The sequence below is a fragment of the Arcicella gelida genome, from assembly GCF_034931025.1.
Taxonomy (GTDB): Bacteria; Bacteroidota; Bacteroidia; order Cytophagales; family Spirosomataceae; genus Arcicella; species Arcicella gelida.
This window is the reverse complement of record NZ_JAYGIL010000006.1, coordinates 136,506-161,739: the sequence shown is the minus strand read 5'-3', so window position 1 is coordinate 161,739 and position 25,234 is coordinate 136,506. Positions and strand designations below refer to the sequence as shown.

The 25,234-nt window shown below is 33.7% G+C and carries 28 protein-coding genes; 25 read left to right on the top strand and 3 right to left on the bottom strand.

Features of this window, described 5'->3' with window-relative positions:
- Window positions 1-208: 208 nt before the first annotated feature.
- Genes VB776_RS06925 through VB776_RS06915 form a run of 3 tightly spaced genes read right to left on the bottom strand, consistent with a single transcriptional unit; the run spans window position 209 to window position 4,133 of the window.
- On the bottom strand, window positions 209-1,870 hold the full coding sequence (locus VB776_RS06925; RefSeq protein WP_323327380.1) for a DUF262 domain-containing protein: 1,662 nt from the start codon (window positions 1,868-1,870) through the stop codon (window positions 209-211).
- Entirely contained in the window at window positions 1,867-2,931 is a 1,065-nt protein-coding gene (locus tag VB776_RS06920) for a hypothetical protein (RefSeq protein WP_323327378.1), read from the bottom strand. Before VB776_RS06920 ends, VB776_RS06925 begins: the two co-directional genes overlap by 4 nt.
- An 8-nt stretch (window positions 2,932-2,939) precedes the next feature.
- Complete coding sequence (locus VB776_RS06915) at window positions 2,940-4,133, bottom strand: AAA family ATPase (protein WP_323327376.1); 1,194 nt, start codon at window positions 4,131-4,133, stop codon at window positions 2,940-2,942.
- A gap of 894 nt (window positions 4,134-5,027) precedes the next feature.
- Between VB776_RS06915 and VB776_RS06910 the strand changes: the two genes are divergently transcribed.
- The 25 genes from VB776_RS06910 (at window position 5,028) to VB776_RS06790 (ending at window position 25,208) form a co-directional block, all read left to right on the top strand.
- A complete protein-coding gene (locus VB776_RS06910) occupies window positions 5,028-5,336 on the top strand; it encodes a hypothetical protein (protein WP_323327374.1) in 309 nt (102 codons plus the stop codon).
- Between the two features lie 3 nt (window positions 5,337-5,339).
- Entirely contained in the window at window positions 5,340-6,074 is a 735-nt protein-coding gene (locus VB776_RS06905) for a hypothetical protein (protein WP_323327372.1), read from the top strand.
- A complete protein-coding gene (locus tag VB776_RS06900) occupies window positions 6,071-6,544 on the top strand; it encodes a hypothetical protein (protein ID WP_323327370.1) in 474 nt (157 codons plus the stop codon). Before VB776_RS06905 ends, VB776_RS06900 begins: the two co-directional genes overlap by 4 nt.
- 4 nt (window positions 6,545-6,548) lie before the next feature.
- Entirely contained in the window at window positions 6,549-7,562 is a 1,014-nt protein-coding gene (locus VB776_RS06895; protein ID WP_323327368.1) for a hypothetical protein, read from the top strand.
- A gap of 2 nt (window positions 7,563-7,564) precedes the next feature.
- Entirely contained in the window at window positions 7,565-8,368 is an 804-nt protein-coding gene (locus tag VB776_RS06890) for a hypothetical protein (RefSeq protein ID WP_323327366.1), read from the top strand.
- Window positions 8,369-8,457: 89 nt separating this feature from the next.
- The gene (locus tag VB776_RS06885; RefSeq protein WP_323327364.1) at window positions 8,458-8,826 is read left to right on the top strand and encodes a hypothetical protein; all 369 of its coding nucleotides are present in this window, start codon (window positions 8,458-8,460) and stop codon (window positions 8,824-8,826) included.
- Window positions 8,827-8,931: 105 nt separating this feature from the next.
- Entirely contained in the window at window positions 8,932-9,498 is a 567-nt protein-coding gene (locus VB776_RS06880; protein ID WP_323327362.1) for a hypothetical protein, read from the top strand.
- Window positions 9,499-9,577: 79 nt separating this feature from the next.
- Complete coding sequence (locus VB776_RS06875; protein WP_323327360.1) at window positions 9,578-9,790, top strand: hypothetical protein; 213 nt, start codon at window positions 9,578-9,580, stop codon at window positions 9,788-9,790.
- Window positions 9,787-10,563: a hypothetical protein gene (locus VB776_RS06870; protein ID WP_323327358.1), complete on the top strand. Its 777-nt coding sequence runs from the start codon at window positions 9,787-9,789 to the stop codon at window positions 10,561-10,563. Before VB776_RS06875 ends, VB776_RS06870 begins: the two co-directional genes overlap by 4 nt.
- Window positions 10,560-11,015, top strand: a complete 456-nt coding sequence (locus tag VB776_RS06865) for a hypothetical protein (protein WP_323327356.1) — start codon at window positions 10,560-10,562, stop codon at window positions 11,013-11,015. The genes VB776_RS06870 and VB776_RS06865 overlap by 4 nt, the downstream gene beginning before the upstream one ends.
- A complete protein-coding gene (locus tag VB776_RS06860; RefSeq protein ID WP_323327354.1) occupies window positions 11,015-11,254 on the top strand; it encodes a hypothetical protein in 240 nt (79 codons plus the stop codon). The genes VB776_RS06865 and VB776_RS06860 overlap by 1 nt, the downstream gene beginning before the upstream one ends.
- Window positions 11,255-11,296: 42 nt before the next feature.
- Window positions 11,297-11,776 carry a hypothetical protein gene (locus VB776_RS06855; RefSeq protein WP_323327352.1) on the top strand — a complete coding sequence of 160 codons (480 nt, stop codon included), beginning with the start codon at window positions 11,297-11,299 and terminating at the stop codon, window positions 11,774-11,776.
- A gap of 56 nt (window positions 11,777-11,832) precedes the next feature.
- Window positions 11,833-12,306, top strand: coding sequence for a hypothetical protein (locus VB776_RS06850; RefSeq protein WP_323327350.1), 474 nt, complete (start codon window positions 11,833-11,835; stop codon window positions 12,304-12,306).
- The gene (locus VB776_RS06845; protein WP_323255518.1) at window positions 12,296-12,637 is read left to right on the top strand and encodes a hypothetical protein; all 342 of its coding nucleotides are present in this window, start codon (window positions 12,296-12,298) and stop codon (window positions 12,635-12,637) included. The genes VB776_RS06850 and VB776_RS06845 overlap by 11 nt, the downstream gene beginning before the upstream one ends.
- A 132-nt stretch (window positions 12,638-12,769) precedes the next feature.
- Window positions 12,770-13,423 carry a lysozyme family protein gene (locus VB776_RS06840; RefSeq protein WP_323327348.1) on the top strand — a complete coding sequence of 218 codons (654 nt, stop codon included), beginning with the start codon at window positions 12,770-12,772 and terminating at the stop codon, window positions 13,421-13,423.
- A 1-nt stretch (window position 13,424) separates the two neighbouring features.
- Window positions 13,425-13,871: a hypothetical protein gene (locus VB776_RS06835; RefSeq protein ID WP_323327345.1), complete on the top strand. Its 447-nt coding sequence runs from the start codon at window positions 13,425-13,427 to the stop codon at window positions 13,869-13,871.
- Between the two features lie 58 nt (window positions 13,872-13,929).
- Window positions 13,930-14,847, top strand: a complete 918-nt coding sequence (locus tag VB776_RS06830; RefSeq protein ID WP_323327343.1) for a transglycosylase SLT domain-containing protein — start codon at window positions 13,930-13,932, stop codon at window positions 14,845-14,847.
- Window positions 14,848-15,330, top strand: coding sequence for a hypothetical protein (locus tag VB776_RS06825; protein ID WP_323327341.1), 483 nt, complete (start codon window positions 14,848-14,850; stop codon window positions 15,328-15,330).
- 12 nt (window positions 15,331-15,342) lie between these two features.
- Window positions 15,343-15,930, top strand: coding sequence for a hypothetical protein (locus tag VB776_RS06820; RefSeq protein WP_323327338.1), 588 nt, complete (start codon window positions 15,343-15,345; stop codon window positions 15,928-15,930).
- Window positions 15,931-15,932: 2 nt separating this feature from the next.
- On the top strand, window positions 15,933-16,739 hold the full coding sequence (locus tag VB776_RS06815; RefSeq protein WP_323327336.1) for a hypothetical protein: 807 nt from the start codon (window positions 15,933-15,935) through the stop codon (window positions 16,737-16,739).
- Window positions 16,740-16,741: 2 nt separating this feature from the next.
- Window positions 16,742-17,332, top strand: a complete 591-nt coding sequence (locus VB776_RS06810) for a hypothetical protein (protein WP_323327334.1) — start codon at window positions 16,742-16,744, stop codon at window positions 17,330-17,332.
- 4 nt (window positions 17,333-17,336) lie between these two features.
- Complete coding sequence (locus VB776_RS06805) at window positions 17,337-17,870, top strand: hypothetical protein (protein ID WP_323327332.1); 534 nt, start codon at window positions 17,337-17,339, stop codon at window positions 17,868-17,870.
- 6 nt (window positions 17,871-17,876) lie between these two features.
- Window positions 17,877-18,215: a hypothetical protein gene (locus VB776_RS06800; protein WP_323327330.1), complete on the top strand. Its 339-nt coding sequence runs from the start codon at window positions 17,877-17,879 to the stop codon at window positions 18,213-18,215.
- Complete coding sequence (locus tag VB776_RS06795; protein WP_323255538.1) at window positions 18,212-18,613, top strand: hypothetical protein; 402 nt, start codon at window positions 18,212-18,214, stop codon at window positions 18,611-18,613. Before VB776_RS06800 ends, VB776_RS06795 begins: the two co-directional genes overlap by 4 nt.
- Window position 18,614: 1 nt before the next feature.
- Window positions 18,615-25,208, top strand: a complete 6,594-nt coding sequence (locus VB776_RS06790; protein WP_323327327.1) for a fibronectin type III domain-containing protein — start codon at window positions 18,615-18,617, stop codon at window positions 25,206-25,208.
- The last annotated feature ends 26 nt before the right edge of the window (window positions 25,209-25,234 follow it).

Sequence of the window (25,234 nt, the reverse complement as noted above, 5' to 3'; positions counted from 1 at the left end):
GAAATTGTAGAAAATTATGAACCCATTCAATGTGATTGTGGTGCTTTTAACTCAAACCAATGGAATTTAGATATTGAGCCTTGAAAGAAAGATTAAAGCAAAAAATAGTACTCACCTTCTTACAATTCGATAATTTAAATATACCTGATAATTCTATACTTTTTTGATTATAGTAGATGGGTTATAAAATCAAAATAGTGTAGAATTATTAAAATAATTCATATTTTTCTTGATATTCCAAATCAAATTTATCTACAAAATCTCGCTCTTTTGTATAAATCAAGTGGTATCTTAACTCAAGTACACGAATAATATTACCTTTTGAATAATTGTCTCTCATTTCATCAGTAATAAAATACTCTAAATATTTTCCTCTATTCTCTTGGTGAAGCATGAAAGATAAGTCAGATTTCTTTTTACCTTCATATATAAATATACTATTGGTTGTAGTGTTTAAACACACTACCATGTTTGCACTTTCTTTCAAATAAAAAGGCACTTCTGTTTCAGAAAATAATTTTAAAATCTTATAATCTACCACGTATTCAACATCTACTCGCTCGAAATTATTTGAATAATTTAACATGAATAAAATATGAGCTTTTGAACGGACGGAACCTAAATTTACTTTTTCAGGTAATATCGGTACATCAAATATATGGTTATTTACTTCATGGTAAACAGGGTTTATATCTACTTCATAAATAAACCTTTGAAAATGTTGGAATGCCGTTTTTCTTTTACTTGGACTAAAAATTGTAAAATAATTGGAATATGTTGTAACCCAAAACCATAGTTTTAATTTTTCTATTTGTTTTTGATTTGGGTTTGGAACATGATTAAAAAATTCTACCAAAAAAATAAATTGAATATTTGCTGGTAACAATTTATTATCAACTATTAAGAGTTCTTCAAATAAAAATTTAGCAACAAGTTCAATACTTTTTACAGTAATATCGACTTGTGCTTGAAAGTTCTCTTTTTTAGATAGTGCTATTATGTCTGTTCTTTTATTATCTAAATATAAATCACCAAACGAGCTTTGAATACTTCTAAAAATCAAATCTCTTACAGCTACTTCTCTAGGCTTTTTATCTATAAAATTATACTTGTCAATCTTCTCTACTATGTTATCAATTTTATCTCCTAGTCTAAAATTATCTGTATATGTTTTTGCTGACAATATCCAATCTGGTGTAATAGGTTTACCTTCTTTGTTTAATAATGTAAATATATCTATAGCTTCATCTAAAGTACCTCCTGCTATTTCGATTACTGGCATTTGATATTTAGTGAAAGTTGTAACGATTCTTTTTAATCGAGTAGTATAAATTTTAGACTGTTCAGAATTATATTCTCTTTGTATTTTTTCTGAATGCGTTAAGAAAGATTCATAGTCTAATAAAGTATAAGCTGGAACACTGAAAGTCTCCAAGTTTCGTAAATTCACTTCAAACACTTCTGATTCAAGATTATAATTAATATTGAAAGTAGAGTTATATAATTCAGTATTTATTGTGAAATTTTCAATATCTTCGGGATTAGAAAGTACCCCAAACAATGTAGACATTCTTTGATACCCATCTAGTATATATTTCCTTTGTCTATGTTCAAAATCTTCTAAATATGAATCTTTAAGAAAATAGGGGCCAACTTGCTTTGCTATTCTAAATTCTGTTTCGGGTGTCCAGAATAAAAAGGAGCCTATTGGGTAATTTTTTTTTATACTATTCAATAAGTTAAGTACATTTTCAAGCCCCCATACAAAATCACGCTGAAATTCAGGTATTTGTAATAAACCAGAATTAATATCTTTCAAATAGCTATCAAAATTATTACTCGATGGTTTTAAACTTATTAATGAGCTCATAACAATTGTTTAATTATATTAAAAATTTTTTCCAACTCATTTGTACCGCATCTAGAGGATAAGGAAGCCTTATTTACTAAAGGTGATAGTGTAAACAACTTAGGAAAAGCATTTTTGAATCTTTTTTCTTCGTCTTCTGTAGCATTATTATCTCTATAGTGTATTCCTGCAACTAATATATTATAGTTGCTTGGTAATAAATTGCGATATAGATTTTGAGCACCCAAACTCAAAGTGTTAAATTTATCTAGACCATCATATTTCAGAAAATCTTTTTGTTCACTATTCAAATATTGATATAAATTTCCCCAACTCGTACATTTTTTATCATCAGGATTATTAGACATTGATTTATTTCTTAAAATATCTATAATTACTTCATCTGGCATATAGTTTTCCATCGCTCTTTTTTCAAGAATATGATAAGGAATATTTGTACGTTGAAAGAAAGATTCTAATTTGACATATTCAGGTTTAATAGTCTGGGTTTTGAAATCTTTATCACTATCTAAAATAACTATACCACGGTAATATTTTCTAGGATTTGTACTATAGATACTGGCAAAATTCTCAAAAGAATTAATTCTTTGTTTTAATAAGTTCTTTACATTACCACAGCCACCCGCATTATCAAATTCTATCCATCTATTTTTCAAACAGTCTTTAAGATACTCTTCATTATCATCAAAATTAAAGATGATTGATTTGATAAGCTCTTGGTCATTTCTGGAGTTTTCAAGCAAAATCCAAAATGGTGCATTTAATAAAGCTATTGCTTCTTCTAAAGTATAAGATTCCTGATTATTATCATTTGAAACAGTGTAATTTATTGTTGGAGAATCTTCGTAAAAATAATCTTTTGTAGAAACCTCTAATAGTTCTTTATCTATAGAATCTAACTTTTCATAAAGATTAGAATTCAAACACTCATTTAAATCTATAAATACCTTAGCTTTTGTATTAACAGAACCAAGAGGACGTTCAAATACAATTCTAATAAGGTGGTCTAATTTTTTATGGTCATTTGAATTAAAAATGTTCTCTTTTATTTCTATTCGCATATAGACATCTACTTTTGAGCGTTCTTCATTGCTAATAATTCATCCATTGACTCACTAAATACACCTTTAGGCCAATTTTTAACATTTCCATTTTTTTCTACTACGACTTCTTTCAAAAAACTCTCATTTAATAATTCATCGTAATGGACATAATATATCTTAAGATTTTGCTCAGTAAAATAAGGATATTTACTTTCTGCAATCAACCTTCTTAATCTTAGAATAAAGTTTTCTGAATGTGTTTCAATCAAGTATCTTTTATTTTCATCCTTTAGAGATTTCGCAAAACGTTCCGCTAAATCCCCATGAGCAGAAGGATGTAAATGTAATTCTGGCTCCTCTATAATACTTAGTGAGGGTTTATCCTCGTCTAAAAAAGATTTTGTTATTAATGGCAAAATTTGACTCATCCCTTGTCCAACATTTTCTAGAGATGTAGTAAATCGTCTTGGAAAATCTCTTTTAAGTTCAAAATAAAATTTATTACGTTGTGTATCTCTATCAATATTAACTTCCCAGTTTTCAAATACTTCTTTAAACCAACTACTTACTTTCTGCAATAGATGGCTATCTGAATATATAGAATCATTAATTAATATTTCGTAAGCTAGCTTACCATCTATCCCAATTTTCTTGATATTTTTTTCCTTAGGTAGGTCTTCATTAATATATTTAGGTTCAATCCTATATGAACATACATAGTCAAATTCAAAACTGAAATCAATTAGGCTTGGGATTTCTTCATCAAAATTGACAATTTCTTTTAATAGAAAACCGTTAAACATACATTCATACAGCTTTATTCCATCATTAATTGTATAAAGTTTTTCTTTAATAGAATATTGAACTTTAAATTCATTATTATAATTCCACGAGCGAATAGTTAGGTTGGAATCTCCAAATAATATTTTGATATGTAAAAACTTTTTATCTTTAAGTTCTAACCTAAATTCAAACTCTCCAGTAGTATCTTTTTCATAGTTCAAATCTGCATAATTATTTCCCAAAATAACATCTTCATTTTCCCAACTAAAGGGTTCTTGTTTCGTACCTTTTAAGCTTCCCGAAATCAACGTCGGGAGCTTTGCCAAAGCACTTTTCCCTGAACTATTTTTGCCAATTAAGATAGTCATAGGGGCAAGTACAATATTTTGTTCACTATTAAAGATTTTATAGTTTGTAAATGTTATATTATTTACCATATTTTCTTAGTTTATTATTGTGCAAATATACACTTTATTCTACGCTGAAAAAGCTTATTTTAAGCTCTTTAGCCTATGAATTATTGATATATAAATGCTATTTAGTACCAATAATACACTTTATATTAATGATAACCACTTGTAACTTTATATAGAATTCATCATAAAAGATTCATACTAAAAAAAACAATAAAGTAATTTTTAGTTACAGCATATCTCAAAAAATTGTTTCAACCAAAATAATCACTAAACTATTATCAACTAGTGAAAAGGCTAATTCCTTAATAAAGAGGTTAAGCAATATCAAAAAGAGGAATGGTCGTGAGAATTTTGAACCTTATTACTTAGGGAATAGTGAATGTAAATTAAAATTGAAAGGAGAGCCCTACTCAAATTGATTTACAAAAAGTATAGATGAATTTTTAGTTGTCTAGTATAAGAAGAAAGCCATTTATTTTGCGATAAGTTGCTTTCTTCTAAAAATTAAGGAGCTATATCATAAAACAAACTTAAGATTAAAAATTTTTTCCAATTGTTCAATTTCACCTTCAAAGAAATTATTCTTTGAGAAAAAGAATTGAGGCAATTTTTCCTTTATCCCAGAGCTACTGAGATGGCTATTAAATGTCTTTCTACTTGAATAACCAAGATAAAATCTGATTTGTTTTTTGCTAATTATACGTCCCATTTACTAAAAGCAGCATTTATCGTTACCAAAGTGTTTCAGTATCGTTACCAAAGCGTTTCGGCTATTTTCGGCTAATTTAATTTTAAACAATTTTGAGAAATAAAAAGGGACGTAGGGGTATGTAATCAGTTTTATTGTTTTTGGGGAAAATCAATAGCTTAAAATTACATATTTCCTACGCTTTTTCAATATAAATCGAAGGAAATATGTTCGGATTTGATTTAGAGAATTTCAAAGCAAAGCTTGATGTAGTAGAAACTACACTAGCTGAAAGTACATTTGAATTTACTGTGGATGATGTTTTAATCATCGTTTCACACAATAAGGTCACGTATCTTAACTGGAAAATAGAGCCAACGCCCGATGAATTGATGGCAGCTATCAATGAAGCTTTTGAATTGCTTTCTGAGCAAATAAAAGAAAAGCGTGAAACATCTGTAAAAGAATTACTCAGCAGTGTTCCCGAACCCGTAAAGTCTATCCTAGAGAGACAGTATAACACTTTAGCTAATTAAATCATGGGACACATAGGCATACGAACTAGCGATGAACTTGAGAAGGAATTCACCTTAGAAGCAGCTTCAAAAGGCAAAAATAAATCAGATTATCTAAAAGAAATCATTGAGGCTAGACATGCCATTGATTTTTTGAAGAATAACGATGGTTTGTTGATTATACTTACTCAAAATACCTTAGCTCGCTTTCAATATTTTGCAGGTTTGAAGAACATAACTGTAGATGTTTGGGTAACAAATCTATTGCATGAAATGTACTTTGATATGGATGGAAATCCGTGTACAGATACTTCTATTTTTCAAAACCCAGAAATTGGCACTCAATTATCTGGTAAACAAGCGTTTACAGATGTGAACGCAGGTGTGAACAGCCCTGTAAACGGGCGTAAACAGGTAATTTTGCAAAATCTTCCTGTTTTTGTACACAGAGGATTTGAAGAAATAATTCATGATTTTTACGAAAATCCAAGGGAAGATTTAATTTCAATGGAATATCTGCAAACTATCATTGATTTTGTATCTGATAACACTAAATCGGATACATTTAATGCTATCGAAATCTTTCAAATACTGTTGAAAAATGTTCAGAATTCAATAAATTATTATTTTCAACAGGAACAAAATGCACTGACTCAGCTTCGTATGAGGCAATTAAACTATATGCTATACGAAGGCATTAAAGCCGAGGAAGTGCAAAAGGTTGAAACATTCTTTGAATTTTTAAATACATTCAAATGAAACAATTGGCAATCGTGGAACACCTCCAAGATGGTTCTACAAGAATAAGTAAAATCATTGGTGATGGAGATGAAGAATTCTGGCAAACACAGTTTGAAGTAGCACGAGAAGCAATCGAATTTCAAGGCACTATTTCAGACCTAGAAAAGTTCAATACTTTACATCTCAACCTACTACTTAGCCACTGTATCAAAGCTGGAGTAATCACAAAACAAAACATCAACCTTGAACCACTGTTGATGAAAGTAGTGGAAAAAGAAGTGGCAAAAACTGCTTGGCGGTTATCCCGTAGAAAGAAACTAATGCGACAATTTGAGATTCAGTATCAGCAGCTCTCAGGCACTTTTCAAAAATCTGTCTTTTCACGTTTGAAAAGTGATAGTTTTAAATGGTTACGAACTTTTATTTTCAAAAAACTTCCCATCCCTTTTCAAAATTTATATTATAACTTAAAACAATTAACCAAATAGCAATATGTCATTTTTGGATAAATTTAAAAGAGCAACTGACACTGTAAAAGGGGCTGGGAATGCTTTAAAAACCGCCGCTGATGCCTTCGGAGGAATATCACCAAACCAACATGCCTATCAAGGAATGATGGGTAATCCTACAACCTCAAGAGGCAATGATGGGCAACTCAGAAACTATCAGTATCAGCAAGAACAAAGTCGATATGAAGAAGAGGAAGAGGAAGTTCATTATCATCATCCAGAGGTTATAGAGCGAGAGGTTTCAGATGCTTTAATGGCATCTTTCAGAAAACGTGCGACGGTTAAAACTGATATGATTATTCTACAGTTGCAAAGAAAATACCTCTATCAAAAGGTATTGGCTAAAGTAATTATTCAAAATAAAGGTGACGATGAAACCGCCAGAACTCACCAAGATATTGACGATGACGAATTTTCACAATTATCAAAGGATATTCAAAAGATTTTAAGAAACCAAAAGCATTTACGGGCTATTGAAAACTTTAAGATTGAAGATTATTTCAAAGAGTCTTGCATAGAATATTTTGTCATGGAATTTGAAGAGGATTATCGTAATGGTATTGCTCCAGATTTTAAGGACATCAACCCAATTGAGTTGATGATGATGAAGATGCAAGAGCCTTTTACACAGCTTGTTGCTGACTATGTAGTCGATTATGCACTTGATTTAAAACCTAAAATCATTGAAGGTGCAACTGCTCTAAAAACTAAATACATTGATGGAGCTATCAAAAATATTACAAAAAACCAAGAATCTACAGACCCTAAAATGGTTTTGATGGATATTGTTAACATGGAAGCTCAAAGCAACCAAAGTAATGTGCAAAATGAGACGGAGCAAGTAGATGATAAGGACATTAATGATAAGTGGGCTGAAAGCGAATTAAAACGAAATGAGGAAGTAGTCGAAAATACAAATCCTAGAATCGTCTTTCCACAATTTACAAAAGGGCAAGTAGATTTTGATAATGAAAAGCCTGAAAATGACTTAGAATAAAGATGAATAAGCCAGAATTACAAAGTTTTAATTGGCTGATTGTTGGTAGCCAACGTACAGGTAAAACCGTTTCTGCACTATTCGCAGCAGCTATGTTACAAATAGTGGCTTATCATCATGGTAAAACGAAAAGGGTTATCATTTTTAACCCACAAGAATACAATCCAATGTTTTCTTCGAAATCAAAGATTCAAGAAGCCATTTCTTTGATTCAGCCCGGCTGGAAAATGCCAGGAGTATTCCATAAAATTCCTTGTAGTAAAATTCTTCAAGTTGCTAATGCAAAATCTAATCTGTTTGACTGGATTGTAGTAACAGATGGGGAGTTGCAAGACTTTGTTAATCAAGCACACAACTTGCTAGATTTCATTATCATTTTCGACGATCTTAACAATGTAATCAAGGGTAACCTAACATCTCGTAAGTTTCAACATTTATTTACCATTTTGGCAGGTAATCGAATTAAGTGCAACGAAGTATTTTTTACTTACCATACTTTCCACCAAGTGCCTCCTAGTCTTTGGACATATTTCCAAAGGGCTATCATAAAAGAAACCGATGATGATAAAGATGGTATTGGCTTCAAAAAAATTCAAAAAGGTAGAGACGTTCTCACAAAGGCACAGATGCAAGTTAGGGCGATGAACCAAGTTGCTAATCATCCAAACAGATTGAGGCTTTCTGAACTAATCGTGTGGCTAAATGAAGGCTACATTTTTGAACAATCAAATGGAGAATTAATCACCAAAATTGGTAACGTATATCATAGGGCGGTCGGAGATGATGTTGAACCTTTAGTACCTTAAACCATGTATCCAGAGCTTTGTATAATCATCATTTTAGGGATTTTCCTAATAGTATTTTTTGTAATTGTTGTCATAAGCAAGCTTTTAAAATGAACAAAGTCGATAAAAAAACAACTACGAATAAGGTTCATCTAAAAACCTTGGCAATAGAACATGAAATTCATTGTGATACTTACGTTGCAATCATGGAGCAATTTGATAATTATTTATGGCTTACTTATAGATTAAAAATTGAAAATCTAAAGGGAAAAGCTTTAATGCCTTGGCAAGTACACCTTTTAAGAAGGCTTAACCCGACTGATTATGAAATAAACTCAATGGTAGAGTTGAAGGAATTCGATGATTGGCATCAATGGATGTCAAATGTGATGATTATTTGTGCAGATAGTCGAGTAGAGTCTAAAAATATGATGATTTTATGCTCACATAAACCAGATGAGTCTAAAATGGTTGAATAGAGCTTGATTCAAACCAATGTAGTCTATACCTCAAAATGCCTTAAAAATACAACATATAGATTTGTTCAAATAAAATTCAAATCGCAATTAAACAAATCTTACAATATGGCAAAGAAATTTCAATTTATTAAGGCGAATGTCGGTGAAGTATTATCTATAAATGGAGCAACATTGACTAAAACCTTAAAAATCCACGCACTAAAAGAGGTGGATACCGAAAATTATGTTTATGGTTGGGAGGGTGATGTAGCAGGAAATTTCCATTTCTTCAACAAAACGTCCTTTAACCTAACGCCCAAAAAAACCATCAATGGTTTAATGTCGTTCACTGCAACAATTACAGATAGTGTATATACATCTGAAAAATTGACTGCAACTGCTTACGCTTACAATGCTGCTACTGGAGAATTTCAATGGGATACGATAAAGGCAGAAGACCTCAGTGACGTACCATCAGATATTGATTTGAGAAGTGGAAAATCTAAAACTGAAACAGGTACTGGTTCTGGAAGTGGTTCAAGTACTGATAGTCCAAAAACTGCTTCTGCTGCTTTAGCCTCTTTGCCAACTTGGAGTTGGTTCTTGATTGTTCCTGCAATTGGTGTACTTGGTTGGATGGCAATTAAAGCAGTAGTAGGTAAAGGAAAGAAGAAAAAGGTCGTTTCAAAGTAACCTTAAAACATTTTAAAACTAAGAAAGGAGTATAGCAATCGTAACGACTGCGATGACTCCTTTTTTTATTTATTTTTAAATGGAAAATACTCAAAATACAGCAACAACAACCGAAGAAACTAACAAAGAGAAAATCCAAAACAAGGCATTTTCAATTTTAGATTTCTTTATCGGAGCATTACTCTTTGGGCTTTTTATTGGGGTAGTGGTTGTTTTTGCAAATGGAACAATTAATCTACTAAGTAGATGGTTTCCTAGCCTAAAAAAAAAGCAGAAGGAGGATAAATCATGATGAATGTTGCTGATTATATCAGTTCGTTGACTTCTGCTGAAGCCCGTTCTGGTCAAGGTGCTAAGGTAAAAGCCAATAAACGAACTGTAGGTAAATCGTTTATTTTTGGTACTGGTACACCTAAAACCCTTTCTTTGGGTTTGGGTACTGTGATTGGTGTACTTGACCAAGTTTCAACAATTACTGAGAAATCTGGGACTACAAGTGTAATCCGAAGATATGGGAAGGTACTTTTGGACGAACCATATTACGACGATTCCAATAAGTATGTGTCATACCTATGGTTTAGAATTGAGGACTTGGATTTCCTTGTTTCTGCCACTACCCAAGCAAAGCCAGTTGTTGATACTAAAGAGCTGAAAACTATCTATGCGATTACCACAGGAGGCTCAAGGCTTAGAAGTACACCAAGTGCCTTAAACTTGAGTAATCTTGTTAGAGTTGTTCCTTATGGTGATATTGTTGGTTATACTAATTACGAAAGTAAGCAGTATCTCACAGTTACTTTCTATAAAGTTTTCTCATCAACGGGTAAAGAGCTGGGCTGGGTCGGGAAAAACAATGTTTCTGAAAATAAGCCACAGTCTAAAGGATTGCCGAAAGAAACAGCTTCAGGGATTACAGATGCAGAAGACCCACAGGCTAAATCTGAAAGCTCTTCATCACTTTCTATTACTTCTATTTTGCTTTATGTGGTGGCTATCATTGCTGTTATCATGTTAGGAATTGGGGGTTATAGAAAATTTGGCAAGAAAGGAGAAAAAGCGAAATGAAAAAGGCATTTGAGGTAATCTGGAGAGGCATCAAGAAAATAGTAGCATTCCCAGTATTCTGGTATGTTGTTATCGCTTTTCTTGCCTACATAGCTTGGAAAAGGCTCACAAAACCTCCTGAAGAATTATTTTTGGAGCAACCTCTGCCAACTTCTGGTAGTGGAATACCTGTTGGTTGGAAACCCGACCCATTGGCATTGAAATTTCACAATTATTTCGTTTCATGGATTAGTGATACCACAGAACTACACATGCTGTACAATGAAGCAAATAGCCTTACCGATGACCAGTTCGTAGCTCTAGTGAATACCTATAATGCGAAATATGGTAAAGTTGATGGTAAAACTTTATACACACGAGTAAAGAGCTGGTGGTCTATTTGGTTTGGGTCAGGTACAGACCAACAAGATAAGTTTATTCAAAAAATGATTTTGTACAAGTTAGACTACTAATGGCAAACGTACTAGAGAAGTTATTGGAAGTTCTTGATAACAAAACGTTGGAAGGCTTCATATCGGGTAAAACAGCTCCAAAAATTGACCTTAATACGAATGTTTCAGTCGAGACAGAAACCGTAAAAACAATGGGATGGTATATCTTTATCGCTTTTTCGGGTTCGTTCATCATTATGGCATTTTTGATGTATTGGGCAATGCGTTGGGCTATTATTTCAGCCCTAAGAAATAGATAATCAATTGGGGAGTTTTCGAACTCCCCTTTAACAAAAACTATAATGAAAAAAAGTAAAGCTCTTCAAGACGCTGAACAGAATTTGCTTTTAGCACAAAAAGAATTAGATGTGCAAAGAGAAAAGGATGGCGTATCGCCTTTAAACGATTTCAGAAATGAGAATAAAAACAAAAATTCTTTGGTGTTTATTCTTATTACGCTTGCTACATCATTTTTATACTTTTGGTTGAATGATGTGATTATTACTTTGTATCCAGATGCGGGCGTTCATGCCATTGTTACCCTACACAAAGCCGCAGCGGTGTTGGTATTTATGTTATTAACCGAAGTTCTGTTGATTTTCCTCGAAAAGTTCAAGGACAATTACATGAGTAGGTATGGTAATAGCAACAAATACCTGACCCTTGATAAAATTAATGATTTCTATAATGCTAAACCAGAAACACGACTATGGTTAAGATTCGCATATTTTGCATTGCGCTTTTACTGTGCAATCTCTTTAGCTTCGGGCAATCTAATTTAGATTCAACCCGAAAAATTAGGAAAATTCAAAAAAAGCTAATTCTAGCTCAATTAAATGTGCGAGAGGAAACGGGTCATAACGATGGTTATCAGATTGACCTTTATCGTGCCTCAGTAGCAAAATGGCTTAACGCTATGAAACCTAAACCTGCATGGTGTGCCTGTTTTTATTACTTTTTGTTCTATTCGATTGATGTAAAGTTAACGGTACGTTCAGCCAGAGCCAGAGAGTATTTTAGCGATAAGCTTGGTAGTTATAACCCAAATCTTAGAATTGAACGACCTCCAGAATTCGGTTGGCCCGTTGGGTACAAGTTTGGGAAAAATGCTGAAATAAGGCACATCGGTTCAGTTTATGAATGGAATCCCGACCCCAAAGTAACGATGTGTAGAATATTGGAAGGTAATACAAGTAGTTCGGGTGTAACTGGTGTGGATAGAGATGGTGATGGCGTTTACATTAAATGGCGCCCTAAATCAGCTATCTACAGGTGTACACCACTAAATCGTTTAAAAACAAATGGGAAATAATTTTAAGGAACTTATCACCATTATGATAGGCTTAATTTGCTCAGGTTTTGTAGGTCTTATTGTTTATGTATTTACATCTAATTCAAATATTACTTCAAAACGAATCGACACAAGGTCGAAGGAGAACGAGGAAAATGCCGAAGAGATTTCAAATGTTAAGATTGCAATAAAAGGTCTTGAAGGGAGAATCGTTTCGCTTGAAAATGGTCAAGCTAAAAACGAAAAACTTCTCAATGAGAAAATTGATAGGTTAGAGCAGAAAATTGATAAATTATTTCAAATGCTTCTTCATTCGAAATTAAATTTAAAATCAATAAACGAAGATGGATGAAAATAAAGTAACACCCAAGATGGAGTATTGGGGTTGGGTATTATCCTTGATTGCCACCATCATCACAATCGTTTGGATTGGGTACAATGCCACTAAAGAATACAAGCGACGGCACAAAATAAAGCTACAATAATGTTAGTATATCTTGGAAATATTGAGAAGGAAAATCAAAATGAGTTTGAGATAGTTGTTAGGCAAATTTGTAAAGACTGCAAAATAGCGAACCCAAATTGGTTGATGATAATCATGTATGCGGAGTCAAATTTGAGACTTGTAAGTAATTCAATTGGGGCTTATGGTTACATTCAAATTACCCCTTCAACGGCACTTGGGCTTGGTATATCCATCACAGAATTGCGAAAGCTTTCTTGGAAAGGATATATGCAATATGCAAAAGCGTATATTCAAGAGCGTATCAAGGATGCAAACGGAGTTGCTCCATCATCGGCTTATGAGTTATACGAATTGATACACTATCCTATATCTTATAGAAAGCCCGACAGTTATGTACTTTATTCCGAAGGTTCTAATGCTTATTCAGGTAACAAGGCTTTAGATTACAACAAAGATGGTAAGGTAATTAATGCAGAAGTAAAGCAATTTATTGACAGCAAATGCCCTATTTTATATGATAAATCTATGCTTTTGAAACCCGAAGACTCAAACAATTATTACTATCAAAATTATCAAGTAGGCAACATAATCGTATCAGTTTCAATCGTCGTATTGCTGTTTGTCGGGATGCAAATTTTTAAGAAAAGAAATTTTAAAATCAAAAAACAATAACATGGAAATTTTTGGATTGGGTAAAAAGAAGACTCATAAGTTTAAATTTAAAAAAGGTGATAAAGTAATTTACATCGGTACTTTAAAAAAGTATAAAGGTAAAGTCATGACAGTTGTTTCGGCTGAACACGACAAGGAAAGAGGTAATATTTATGAGGTAAAACACGGTAAAACGATGCACAACTTTTCCGAAAAAGTCCTAATTCGTCAACGTGGTTTGGGTGAAGGTTTAGGGGAGGGTTTAGGCGAATTGGAAGGATTAGGTAAAACACCTAAATACACCATTCAGCAAGTTGACCAAATTGCCAAAAAAATTCAGCATAATTCAGGTGTGAAGAAAACAGTGATGGTGAAACATTACAACATTTCAAGAAGTAAAGCTAAAGAAATTGCTTTTGAAAAAGTAAAGTCAATTTCGCCAAAAGCAATTCTGAAATCAATCAAGTAATTTTTATCATTTAATCCAAAAATGCTGTATTGATGAAGTACAGCATTTTAATTTTATTATGAAAACAGGAAAATTCGTTCTTATTGTCATAGCCTTTGTCGTGATTTTATTCGGTGGATATTACTTTCTTAATTACAATCCACAAAAAGTGTCCGCTAAACTTGATTTAAACACTTATGAGCCAGACTCTAGTTATCAGGCTGGTTTCCAAGCACGTGATTTAGGTTTTGCCAAAAATAATTTTCAATATGAAATTTCTGGACAGCTCTTCAATTCTTTGACAGAAACAGTACCTGCAGATGCTACGAAACAGTCATTTTATCCAATGACTAAACTAATAAGTACTGGAAGTGTAGTAAAATGGTCAGCAACCAATAGAGAAGATAATAAGGTAAGAATTAAGTCTGTTTGGGATGCCTACGGTAAAATTATTCAAGAAGCATCAGATGTGCATAGAATTCCTGCTCATATCATTTTAGGTATTATTGCCGTAGAGCATGATGATTCTGTTAGTGTAAAAGATTCTGCCTTTTCATCTTCAGGTATTTATCTCGGATTAGCTCAAATTTCTCTATCGACTGCCAAAGATTCAGTACTTAGATACCCGACTATTGGTTGGATTACAAAAGCACAATTGAAGCCGTTTCAGGATAAAGGATTAATCAAGAATAACACAATTATTCTTACAAAAAAAGATTTGCTTAAACCAGATGTTAACATTCATGCTTGCGCAGCAACTTTAAGTGGTTTAGCCTTCAAATATGGCTTTATTAATACTTATCGCTGGATTTTTGCCTATAACCGTGGGGAAGGTAGAATGATTAATGACGGTACGCAAGATTTGAAAATGGATGAGCTTGTCAAGTATTACAGAAAAGTGAAAGCCCATGCTGTTGGTGCAAACTACATCACCAATATTTTAGGACCAAACGGTTCAGTAGATATAATTTTCAACGACCTAAACATCCAAAGCTAAATGCACCTACTGTTTGAGCATTACAAAAATATTGATAATTACTTCAAGCAAAGAATAATGCTTTTGGGAGTTAAAGGTGATTGGGTACACTGTGAAATCATTTTTGATGAATTGGATAACCTGAGAGCATCTTCGTGGGGAAGCAAAGGAACTGATTTTGAAAAATGGGAGAACATCAAGAAACCTAATCTTTTTGAGATTTATATGCTCCCTTCTGAAAATTGGCGTGAAGTGTATCAGTTTATGAAAAATCATGAAGGAACACCTTATGATAAATTGGGGGTAATAGGCATGGTTTATGGGATAGCAGTTCAGCATAAGAATAGTAAGTTCTGTTCAGAAATCTGTTATGAAGCCATTAAAAACCATGTTTCTTTGCCGATACCATCAGTTCGTCCATCATCAGTAAGCCCACTCCAATTACGAAGATGGATTATTAATTCAGGCGTTAAGCGTGTGCCATCATTGGCATTAAACAAATAATCAAATAATCAAATGGCATCAATTATTGGAAAATACCTGTACGTCAATGATGGCATTGAGTACGTAGAATATTTTGAAGCACCTACCATTTCATCAAGAAGCTATGGTACTGGTTACGGTGCATTACTCGGTAAAGTAACCAAAGAAAATGTATCGGGTTTAGGTGATACCACCAAGTTTACAGAATTTGAAAAAGACGGAGAAAAATTCTATGTAATTTTTAATACAAGGGAGTTTAATCTAGCAGACTCTATTGTAAACGATAGTACACGAGTTTCAGCAAATACCTCTTCTGATAAAAATATCTTTGAAAAAGGAATCGACCTTGCGAAGAGTTTATTTGATTTTTTTGGCAAAAATAAATCAAATAAACACGTGACAAACGGCACTGATGATACTGAAAATAGTGATACTGATAATGTTAAAACAGAAACAGAGGTAGCCAATCCAGTCTTAACTTGGTTAAAAGCAAATTGGCTTTGGTTTATGCCAATGGTGGTTTTAATTCCAGTACTTATTTTTTTATTAATTAGAAGTGCGAATAGAAAACGACTTGCAAGAAACCAATTTAATCAAAGCCCGCAAACACCAATTTTATAGTAATGGCTTATACAAAAAGAAAAGTTGCATTGGTAGATATTTCCGCTAAAGTTGGTTTTACTAGACTTACCGAAATAGCTTCGGCTATTCAAATCCAAATGCAAAGGGATGTTGCTCCGCATTGGGGTATTGAAGCTGACGTTGTTGCGTTTAAGTACGAATCTGAAGTGCCAAATGAATACTGGATAGCATCAGTAGTTGATTCTATTCCAGAGCGTACTGGAATAAATGGTTATCATTCTTTTACGGGTACTGGAGATGCTAGAAGAGCTTATTGTAAGGTTATTTACAGAAATTGGACAGACTTTGATTTTACACAAAGTAGATTTGAAAAAGTAGTAAGCGAAGAAATCATAGAAATGTGTATTAATCCATTTCTTGAAAATAGGCTGGTTGGTACAGACCCTGAGTTTCCGGATAGAACCGCTACATTCTTGGTAGAGTTAGGCGACCCGGGTAATAGATTGGATATTGGCTATTATATCAATGATGTATTTGTAACTGACTTTATTTATCCGTCTTATTATAATGCAATCCACGTAGATGGTACAAAATACGACCACCTAGGTTTGATACCAAAACCTTATTCAATTGTAGATGGAGGTTATCAAATCTTCCAGCGAGCTGGTCAATGGTACAACGCCCTAAAAATTAAAGGCAAACTGTATTTCATTAAACAAGGTGAAGATATTCCACAGCAAGCAAGTGAAGACATAAATAGTACCTTTTTGATGTGGTTTTTCGGAGTATTCATCCTAGTTTTTTTCCTAATCATTTTGTTGGGAAAGATTTTTAAATCCAAATATTAAAAATGGCAGCAATTACTAAAGATACAGAATGTTATGTGGGTATTCCTGGGGAGCAATTCGCTTATGAAACGACAAATTTCCCCGGCAATAAGCAAATTTTACAAACCTTCTATGGTGATACAGATGGTGCAGCAGAGCCACCAAAAGACTTAGTACTTCTTATAGGGGATAAACTAGGAATTGCTTTAGGTCAAGTTATTATTGATGGAGGTATTGAATACCAGTTGATGAGTTTTAATGTGACTGTTAGGGAGTCTAGTGGATTTTTGGGGTGGGGTCAAGGTACATACAGTGAGGAAAGAAGACCCGTCTATGTGAAATCAGAAATTATTACCCTAGATGCTGTTTGGGCTGAACAGGAACGATACAAGCGCCTGAACAAAGAAAAAATAGCCACTGAAGCAGCTGCTAAAAAAAAGCAAGATATTATTGATAAGCTGGCTGATGGTACAACTCCCCAAACGGGTAATGCTGCTGGAAATAGTTCATTAAACCTTACAACAATTGTATTGATTGTCTTTGGGTTTATATCAGTAATTATAGGTGGTGTTTTATTGTGGAAAGGCAGACAAGACAAAAAAAATAAACAATAAGGAAATGGGTCTATTTAATTCTGAAAAATCAACAACATCGCTTCCTATTGGTTCTTCAACGCCATCTACTACCACACCCACAAAGACTACTACAGAAACGAATGATTCTTCTTCAACAGGTGGTAGTTTTTTAGATGTAATTGGGGGGATTTTTGGAGCATCTGGTTCAGGTTCAAATAAAGCTAATACGGGTTCAGGAGACCCCGCATCAAGTATCGTTTCATCGCTTACTAATGTTGCATCGGCGTGGATTAATGGTGATGCAAATAAGCAAGTAGCAAAGCTTAATGTAGAGGCTGAAAAGCTGATGGCTCAGGCAGAGGCAAGTAAGGCTGACCAAGCCCTTTACGATGCCCTGAAAGCACAGGCAGAAACAAAAACTAATGAGGCTACCCAATTAGCCAATCGAGCAAAATCAAACAATTTAACCAATTGGTTGCTAGTAGCCTCTGTGCTTGCTTTAGCCTTTGGGATTATTTACTTAGTCTTTAAAGCTGTTTTTGGATGGACATCCAAAAAACAAAATCCAATTACTTAATTCAAAATGGTTGCATTCGAGCCAATTTCAATTGCAGTTGAAGTATTATCTCAAATTGGGATATTCTTTGCTGACAAAGATGCCCAAAAATCAATTGAAGATAGTAAGAAAATACAAAAGCTTTATGAAGCAGAGGCAGAAGCAAGTAAAGAGGATACTGAATTGTATCTGCTTTTGGTAGCTAAGGCAAATAAGCAAAAACAACAAACAACCCTATTGGCTTCTCAAGCGATTCAAGAAAATAAGAAGGTCGTATATACAATAGGGTTTGTTTTCCTTTTAGCCTTGATTCTCTTATTTTTTGTATTCAAAATAGCGTTTGGCTGGGTCAAAAGAAGATTATGAACAAGAAAACAATTCTCCTTATCATTCTTTCAATCCTTGCAACTTTTGCAGGGTTTTTCTGGTATTTCTCGGCTTACATCAAAAGGAAAACAAGCTCTTCGAACATTCCACAAACAGGCAATAAGGATAACGAAGTAGATAGTATTGTGATAAATAATCTCTATGATAAAGTGCAGACTTTAATTGATAGAGATTTAGTTATTCATGTCAATTCTTTCGCATTGATACCTGACTTAGCACCTGAAGACGAACGAATTATTGTCGTAGCAGTAGATGAGACGAAGGGTAATGTGAAATCAACCTATCTACACGATGCTAGTGGGTTTACCCTAATATCTTCTCAAAACAATGCAGAATTTGAATATGTAATTCCATTAAATGGGTTTTTAAATATCTAATATGAAACTTCAAAAAGTAGTTTTAACAGACACAGTTAATTTAACGAAAGAAATTAAAATCGCTGGAACAAGTGGTATTATTCATTTTCATCAAGATGAAATTGGGGGTCATATTGTCAATATGCCAGAAGGAGATGCTGGATTTATTAATTTAGCATTTGCTCCATTTGGTGTAACAGAGGTGAAATGGCGAGCAGATGACCAAAAGGTATATTGGACATCAGAAAAATTGACAAGTGATGTTTCAATTAACAATCCATCACCAATAAATGACTTAATTCTTGAAATTGTTGATACTGTATCAGCTAAAATAAAGTGGTCAGCACCACAGGGCTTTGAAGAAAATGATACTTCAAAAGCAGATTTGTACTATCTCATACTATCGCTTTCAAGTATTTCAGATAACGCAGAAAATGGTAAGGTACTTAAAATTGTACCACTTTCTCCAGGTTCAGAGGAAAGTTACATTATACCAAACCTTGAGTCTGGAAAAAGATATTGTGTGGCTATTTATTCGCAAAAGATAGCATTCGGAAAAACACGAACTTCTACAATAAGTAATACGATAACTTTCTTTACTACAGCGTTAGACGGCGCACCAACTATTCCTAAACGAATTCCTATTTTTTCTGATAAAATATATCAACCACTAGCTAAGGTAGCTTTTGCTGAAGGCGAAATGCTTACAAATTATCCTGAATTTAAAAGGTTGGCAGAAGTTCAGAATTATTATATTGATAACAATGGTATTCCCCAAGGAACTCCTCCTTTCTTAGAAGTAGCCGCTACATCAAGTTATGGCACTTGGGAAATTTCATGGTTCAATGTTGGAGGATTTTACAAAATTTACATTGAATTAGATGATTTTTACACTGTGGATCACATTTATTGTTTGTTTGGAACAAATAATCGTTTCAAACTATACACAAGTGCTGATGGTATTAATTTGATTGAAGCTTTCGACAGAGAATCAAATCCTATTAATATGATAGAAGGTTGGACTAAAATTCCAATTAATAGTATAGCTAAAACTGGTGTAAAATATATAGTTCTTGCAGTATCTGGAGGATATTCTTGGTATAATGGTTTTATTCCTTATGGTACAAAAGAAAGTTCTTCTGGTGTTTTAGGGAAAAAATACAAAAGTTTTGTTCCGCAAAAAACTTTATCACAAGTAATGGGGACAAACCTTTTTGCAGACGAAAATCAGTTGGATTGGACTGCTCAGGTATCCAATTTCCATAGGCTTTATACAAATGCTTATTGGTTAATGAGCGGAATATATAGAGAGCCAGGTGTTGTATCTACAAATCCTGATGATATACAAATGAATTCTATTCTTTCTGATTTTGTTAACTGGGAAGAAAAATTTGAAGAAATGCAGAGTCTTGGAATTAAAGATTTTTGCATTACAATTGTTGCAGATTTTGTGTATTTACGTGATTCAGACAACACAAATGCAAAACCTTTAAATAAAGGATTAAATCAATTTGACTTAAACGTAACTACTAACCCGCATAGTTATAGTCATGTTGCTCGTATTATAGGAGCATTAGCTTATCGGTGGGGATTTAATCCTGATGCACCAGAAATATATAATCAATTCGTTGAAAATGATGGTAGAAAAGGTTTAGGATACGTTAGATACTATGAATTTGGTAATGAAAGAGATAGACACTGGCATGGAGCATCTGCTTTCTTTAATCCAGAAGAAATGGCAGCTTATTTGTCTGCTCTTTGGGATGGACATAAAGGTGAATTAGGAGTTGGATTTGGCTTAAAAGGTGCTGACCCAAATGCAGTACTTGTTATGCCGGGTATGTTTTCTATAAACACTGACTATATAAGAGTAATGAAAATGTGGTGGGACGTGTATAGAGGCAAAGGGAATTATCCTATTAAGTTCCTTAACTTTCACCACTATAATACTTATTCTGAATTAAACGATATGCCGACTTATGATTTAAGTGCTGAGGGTTACGCTTTAATGCCAGAGTATGGAGAGTTAATACATAGAACGAAAATTTTGAATACATTTCGTTCTTTAGAGATGCAAAATTGTCACATTGGTGTCACTGAATTTGGTTATGATGAGACTTATAAGGCTCTTTATGGATTTGATAAATTTGACCCTATTGATAGGTCAAAATTTAAAGCTTATGGGTTATTAAGGTCATATATGATTTATAATAGTTTGGGACTTGATGTTGTTTGTCAATATATATATGGGCAAACAGGTCAAGCAAATCCATTTTTTCTCGAGAGCTTAGGACCTCAACAGGTTTTTCGTGAAAAGTTTAATACTTCTATGCTTACAGAGGGTATCGAGTATTATAATTCACCTAACAGAAAAAGGCTTTTGCCTTTTTGGTATGTTGCAGCTTTCAAAACAGAACTAGAAGGATTTACTTATTCACATACGGTTATAGAAGCTGGAGTGGTGCGTATTGCGGAACTTGATATTGTAGTTGATTATTCGCTAGATACTTGGATTTTTGCCTATAAAAACATTGATACTGATGATACTATTTTAGTTGCATGGAAAGCCGTCGATGACTATAGTTCATATAATCTTAAATTAAAAGTTAGTAACTCAGCTACTATAATTGAATCTATTAATTTTGAAGAACAAGAGGTAAAGCAAGATATAAATGGAACTGTATTTAATTTAATACCGGTAATAAACTCCAGTGCTAAATACATTACAACAACAATTAGTGCATTACCATTAATAATTAAAACCTCTCTAGTTGGAACGAAAGTATTAAAAACTCCTAAAGATTTAAAAACTCAAATATTAAGTACTACAAGTATTAAAGTTGTTTGGATAGATGAAAATATAGGTCAAAACAAGGCTCGTATCTATATGAGTACTGAAGCAAATTCAGGTTTTGCAATTATTGAGGAAGTTTATCGAGATAACGCAGAAACTACTATTTCTGGATTAACACCTAATACTACTTATTATTTCAGAGTGCAGTTTGTAGATGGAGAAAAACTATCTCAAGTATCAGTTACAGTCGAAAGAAAAACAGCAAGAGTTTTGGTTGAACCAACCAACCTTATTCAAGATAAATCAACATCAAGCAATGTTGAATTAAAGTGGGATTACCCAATTTTAGAAGAAGTAAATGCTACAAATTTCAATTTATTTAGAAGTAATGAAGCAAATGGAATTTATGTTCAAGTAGCTCAAATTCCAATTAATTTACGGACTTATAGAGATTTTGGTTTAGTTGCATCTTCGAACTACTTTTATAAAATACAATCTTATAATGATGGTTCATTTTCTCCATTTAGTTTTACAGCAGGAGGTACAACTACTGCACCTTCTTATGAACCGCCAACTATTTTATCTATTAATACAGATATTCTAGGTTCTACAATAGAGTTAGTTTTTAATGAAGAGATGAAAGATGAGCAAACTGCTATCAATGCCTTTTCTATCATAGAGCAATTTGCTGGAAGAACTATTTTTCACCCTGTAACAACAATATATATACCTCCTTTAGACAAAACTAAAGTGATTTTAAAGTTTGATGTTCAGTTATTCAAATCATCTACAATTTCAGTAAGTTACTCTGCCTCAGAAGGTGCATTGAAATCTTTGTACAATTTTGCAGTAAATACATTTACAAATTATCAAGTAACAAACAATGTAGCTGTTCAACTGGGTGCGGTAAGAGAATTTATTGAGTTGAACAGTATGCAAGTTGCTTTCAATACAATAACGTCAACTACTCCAAATGCTTCTGGTGTAGCTAACGTTAAAATATTAGCAGGAGCAAGTTCAATTATACAATGGAACGTAGAAGATACCAATGGTATTATTCTAGGTTTAGATTATACTCCTGACCCTGAAGGATTTACAGGGATGGATTTCTACACTAGAAAGTACGCAGGAAAGCAAGAATGGAAAGAAGGGGATACTTCTGGCTTATCGACTCAGGCAATTACAAAAGGGCTGATGAGATTTCGGACTACAGGTTCAAGTATTTACTATGAACACAGTACAGACGGTGGTATTACTTGGATTAGAGTACACACGGCTAATCAGCCGAATGTAGATTTGTATATTAAATTCTATGCTGATGGTACTGGACAAAAAATCATCAATTTGGTTAGTTATAATTTACAGGGAACTTCAACGATTATTACGCCTGATGCTCCAACAAATATGGTGATTGATGATGAACTCAACTTAGTTTATTTCACGTTGAATCCAGCATACTCGCTTTCAGACCATCAATACTGTCCAAATTTTAGTTCATTTTCACCTACTTGGCTTACTATACCTAGTAACCCTATTTCAATTGGTGATATTAATATACCAATGGGTGATTTTGCATTGCGTGTGGGAGAGGCTACAGATAGAGTGCCATCTGCCGCTTTAGTCAGTACCGTAGATATAACAGGGACAATAAATAGTTCATCTCCCATCATGGTTCAAAAATCAAATGGTAGTACTGTACTATTCGGTTGTAATACAAGAGAGGAACTTGATGCTTGGTTGGCTACAGCTAATATTACCGAAAATATAACTGTTCAATTCAATACCCAAACTACCTATTTGTTGGACGGTGAGTACAATCCTGTATATAACAATGGTACAAATTGGATTACCTTTCAAGGAGCAGCTGGAATCAAACCTAAATTTGATGTTCAAGGGCTTGCTGGAACAGTTTGGAATATAAGAAGTTATACAATTTTAAGGAATCTGGAGCTAGGAAATGCCGACCTTGAAGCAAATGCAGGTACTATCATTAGAGGTGACCAAAGACACCATTGTAAATTCTTTGACCTTACTTTCGATAGGGGCTTCTGTTGTATTAGAGCAACAGATGGTGGTACTTCTGGTTTAGGAATTCATGATTTTGAAATTGACAACATAACTGTACGTAATGTGTGGGGCGGTTCATTTAGAATTAATGGTGAACTCACAAACCCTAATTGCAATATGATTATCAGAAACATTAAGTTGGACGATACTTCTGGAAATTCAGGAATTGTAGGAAAAGGTGGTGTTATTGCAAACTCTAATAGAAGATACTCTCCTGCTTTGGTATTGAAGTTGACAAGTGGATATACGATTGAAAATATTTATAATCTGTCTGGAGACAAACTATATGATTTGGGCGAACTTGAAAATTGCTCAAATGCTTTATTGAAGAACGTTCAAGGAACGGAAATTAAAATCACTGGTGGTCAAGAAGCATATACCCAATTTATTGAAACGGGGGTAAATATCAGACTTGAAAATTGTTATTTCCCTACCAACGCAAGCTATATGTATGCTTTGAATGGTTTAGATATGATTCACTGCCAGTTTAAACTTTTCATTTACGATTGTAAGAATTTACGCAAATTCAGAGGGAATATTTTTCTTCAAGGACTATATGGTAGATTAATGACCCCTGCTGATATGCCACTGGAAGAAAACAATAACATTTTGATAGCGGACTCAATTACTGACCGTTATGTAGAATGGACATTTCCGAGTGACCCAGACTTTGCTGTTACAGAAGCCAATAAGACTAATTATAAGTTGACTAGAGGACAAAACACATTATTTATTCCGTACTCGCAAAGGGCTACAGTCAATCAAAACCCTTTTGGGTCACTTCGAGCAGGTTCAACAGGAGAAGGATTAATCACGGCTGTGTTAGATGGTGTTGATTTAGATGTTAACCGTTTGAATCGAATTTATCCAACTGACCCTGGTCCTTTCTCTGGTTTACGTCCAGATATGAACGACCAGCCTGAACCACCAACTGTAATTGCAGATAATTTAACTCGAACATTGGTATTTTCACATCCTTTAGGTTCGTCTCAAATTGTTTATAGTACAAATGGAGGAGCATTTTTACAATATACAGGGGTTATTAGTATTGGCGACCCTGCACTTAGTGCAAATTATTATGTAGCAAAAATCAAAGCAGCTGCTTATAGAAATGAATCCTTAGTAGTAGGTTCTCCAGCCTTTACCGATAAGCCAGTAAGCGATAATTATGAGGTTTTGCAAACTGTAGAAATTAGCTTTCGTGGTGCTTATCACCCTAGTAGTAGTGATTCTAATGTTAATGAATATGCTCCAGACCCTACAGATACGACTGAAAAATCTGTTAATCTTGTTAACACCACAGGTTCAGCATCGGGTCTTACAATTAGTGCATTTGAAACTGGATTTACAGGAGCAACACCAAATGCACTTCCAGAAGGGTTGTACATTAGAAGCGAAAATGCGATGAGAACCGCATTGGAGCTTAATAATGGAAACCCAATTGCGAAACTCAAAATTATAGGATTGGACGATGCCAAGTTCTACCAGTTTTATATTATTTCATGTTCTCAGTATTCTGGACATCAGACAAAATTTACAATAGGTGATGTAATAGTAATTAAGGATACAGGCTTGAGTTACCCTTATGTCGCCGATGGTGAATTGCATAGTAACCCAGCTGTTACCAAAATCAATGATAGGGTTTCTACGAGTGGAGAACTGATATTAGAAATAGAAAAAACAGGTAGTGGTTGGGATGCTACAGTAATTAACTATTTAGTTATTGAAGAAACTACTGAGGCAAAGCCAGTTTAGCATGATACTATCTAATAGCGTCTAGT

What these genes read in the sequence shown, in the direction of transcription:
- VB776_RS06795 (WP_323255538.1), top strand. Translation starts at nt 18,212, where the DNA reads ATGAACAAGAAAACAATTCTCCTTATCATTCTTTCAATCCTTGCAACT.
- VB776_RS06815 (WP_323327336.1), top strand. Translation starts at nt 15,933, where the DNA reads ATGGCTTATACAAAAAGAAAAGTTGCATTGGTAGATATTTCCGCTAAA.
- VB776_RS06890 (WP_323327366.1), top strand. Translation starts at nt 7,565, where the DNA reads ATGAATAAGCCAGAATTACAAAGTTTTAATTGGCTGATTGTTGGTAGC.
- VB776_RS06820 (WP_323327338.1), top strand. Translation starts at nt 15,343, where the DNA reads ATGGCATCAATTATTGGAAAATACCTGTACGTCAATGATGGCATTGAG.
- VB776_RS06805 (WP_323327332.1), top strand. Translation starts at nt 17,337, where the DNA reads ATGGGTCTATTTAATTCTGAAAAATCAACAACATCGCTTCCTATTGGT.
- VB776_RS06830 (WP_323327343.1), top strand. Translation starts at nt 13,930, where the DNA reads ATGAAAACAGGAAAATTCGTTCTTATTGTCATAGCCTTTGTCGTGATT.
- VB776_RS06860 (WP_323327354.1), top strand. Translation starts at nt 11,015, where the DNA reads ATGGCAAACGTACTAGAGAAGTTATTGGAAGTTCTTGATAACAAAACG.
- VB776_RS06885 (WP_323327364.1), top strand. Translation starts at nt 8,458, where the DNA reads ATGAACAAAGTCGATAAAAAAACAACTACGAATAAGGTTCATCTAAAA.
- VB776_RS06845 (WP_323255518.1), top strand. Translation starts at nt 12,296, where the DNA reads ATGGGAAATAATTTTAAGGAACTTATCACCATTATGATAGGCTTAATT.
- VB776_RS06840 (WP_323327348.1), top strand. Translation starts at nt 12,770, where the DNA reads ATGTTAGTATATCTTGGAAATATTGAGAAGGAAAATCAAAATGAGTTT.
- VB776_RS06910 (WP_323327374.1), top strand. Translation starts at nt 5,028, where the DNA reads ATGTTCGGATTTGATTTAGAGAATTTCAAAGCAAAGCTTGATGTAGTA.
- VB776_RS06880 (WP_323327362.1), top strand. Translation starts at nt 8,932, where the DNA reads ATGGCAAAGAAATTTCAATTTATTAAGGCGAATGTCGGTGAAGTATTA.
- VB776_RS06875 (WP_323327360.1), top strand. Translation starts at nt 9,578, where the DNA reads ATGGAAAATACTCAAAATACAGCAACAACAACCGAAGAAACTAACAAA.
- VB776_RS06790 (WP_323327327.1), top strand. Translation starts at nt 18,615, where the DNA reads ATGAAACTTCAAAAAGTAGTTTTAACAGACACAGTTAATTTAACGAAA.
- VB776_RS06810 (WP_323327334.1), top strand. Translation starts at nt 16,742, where the DNA reads ATGGCAGCAATTACTAAAGATACAGAATGTTATGTGGGTATTCCTGGG.
- VB776_RS06870 (WP_323327358.1), top strand. Translation starts at nt 9,787, where the DNA reads ATGATGAATGTTGCTGATTATATCAGTTCGTTGACTTCTGCTGAAGCC.
- VB776_RS06920 (WP_323327378.1), bottom strand. Translation starts at nt 2,931, where the DNA reads ATGCGAATAGAAATAAAAGAGAACATTTTTAATTCAAATGACCATAAA.
- VB776_RS06925 (WP_323327380.1), bottom strand. Translation starts at nt 1,870, where the DNA reads ATGAGCTCATTAATAAGTTTAAAACCATCGAGTAATAATTTTGATAGC.
- VB776_RS06835 (WP_323327345.1), top strand. Translation starts at nt 13,425, where the DNA reads ATGGAAATTTTTGGATTGGGTAAAAAGAAGACTCATAAGTTTAAATTT.
- VB776_RS06905 (WP_323327372.1), top strand. Translation starts at nt 5,340, where the DNA reads ATGGGACACATAGGCATACGAACTAGCGATGAACTTGAGAAGGAATTC.
- VB776_RS06915 (WP_323327376.1), bottom strand. Translation starts at nt 4,133, where the DNA reads ATGGTAAATAATATAACATTTACAAACTATAAAATCTTTAATAGTGAA.
- VB776_RS06900 (WP_323327370.1), top strand. Translation starts at nt 6,071, where the DNA reads ATGAAACAATTGGCAATCGTGGAACACCTCCAAGATGGTTCTACAAGA.
- VB776_RS06855 (WP_323327352.1), top strand. Translation starts at nt 11,297, where the DNA reads ATGAAAAAAAGTAAAGCTCTTCAAGACGCTGAACAGAATTTGCTTTTA.
- VB776_RS06865 (WP_323327356.1), top strand. Translation starts at nt 10,560, where the DNA reads ATGAAAAAGGCATTTGAGGTAATCTGGAGAGGCATCAAGAAAATAGTA.
- VB776_RS06825 (WP_323327341.1), top strand. Translation starts at nt 14,848, where the DNA reads ATGCACCTACTGTTTGAGCATTACAAAAATATTGATAATTACTTCAAG.
- VB776_RS06800 (WP_323327330.1), top strand. Translation starts at nt 17,877, where the DNA reads ATGGTTGCATTCGAGCCAATTTCAATTGCAGTTGAAGTATTATCTCAA.
- VB776_RS06895 (WP_323327368.1), top strand. Translation starts at nt 6,549, where the DNA reads ATGTCATTTTTGGATAAATTTAAAAGAGCAACTGACACTGTAAAAGGG.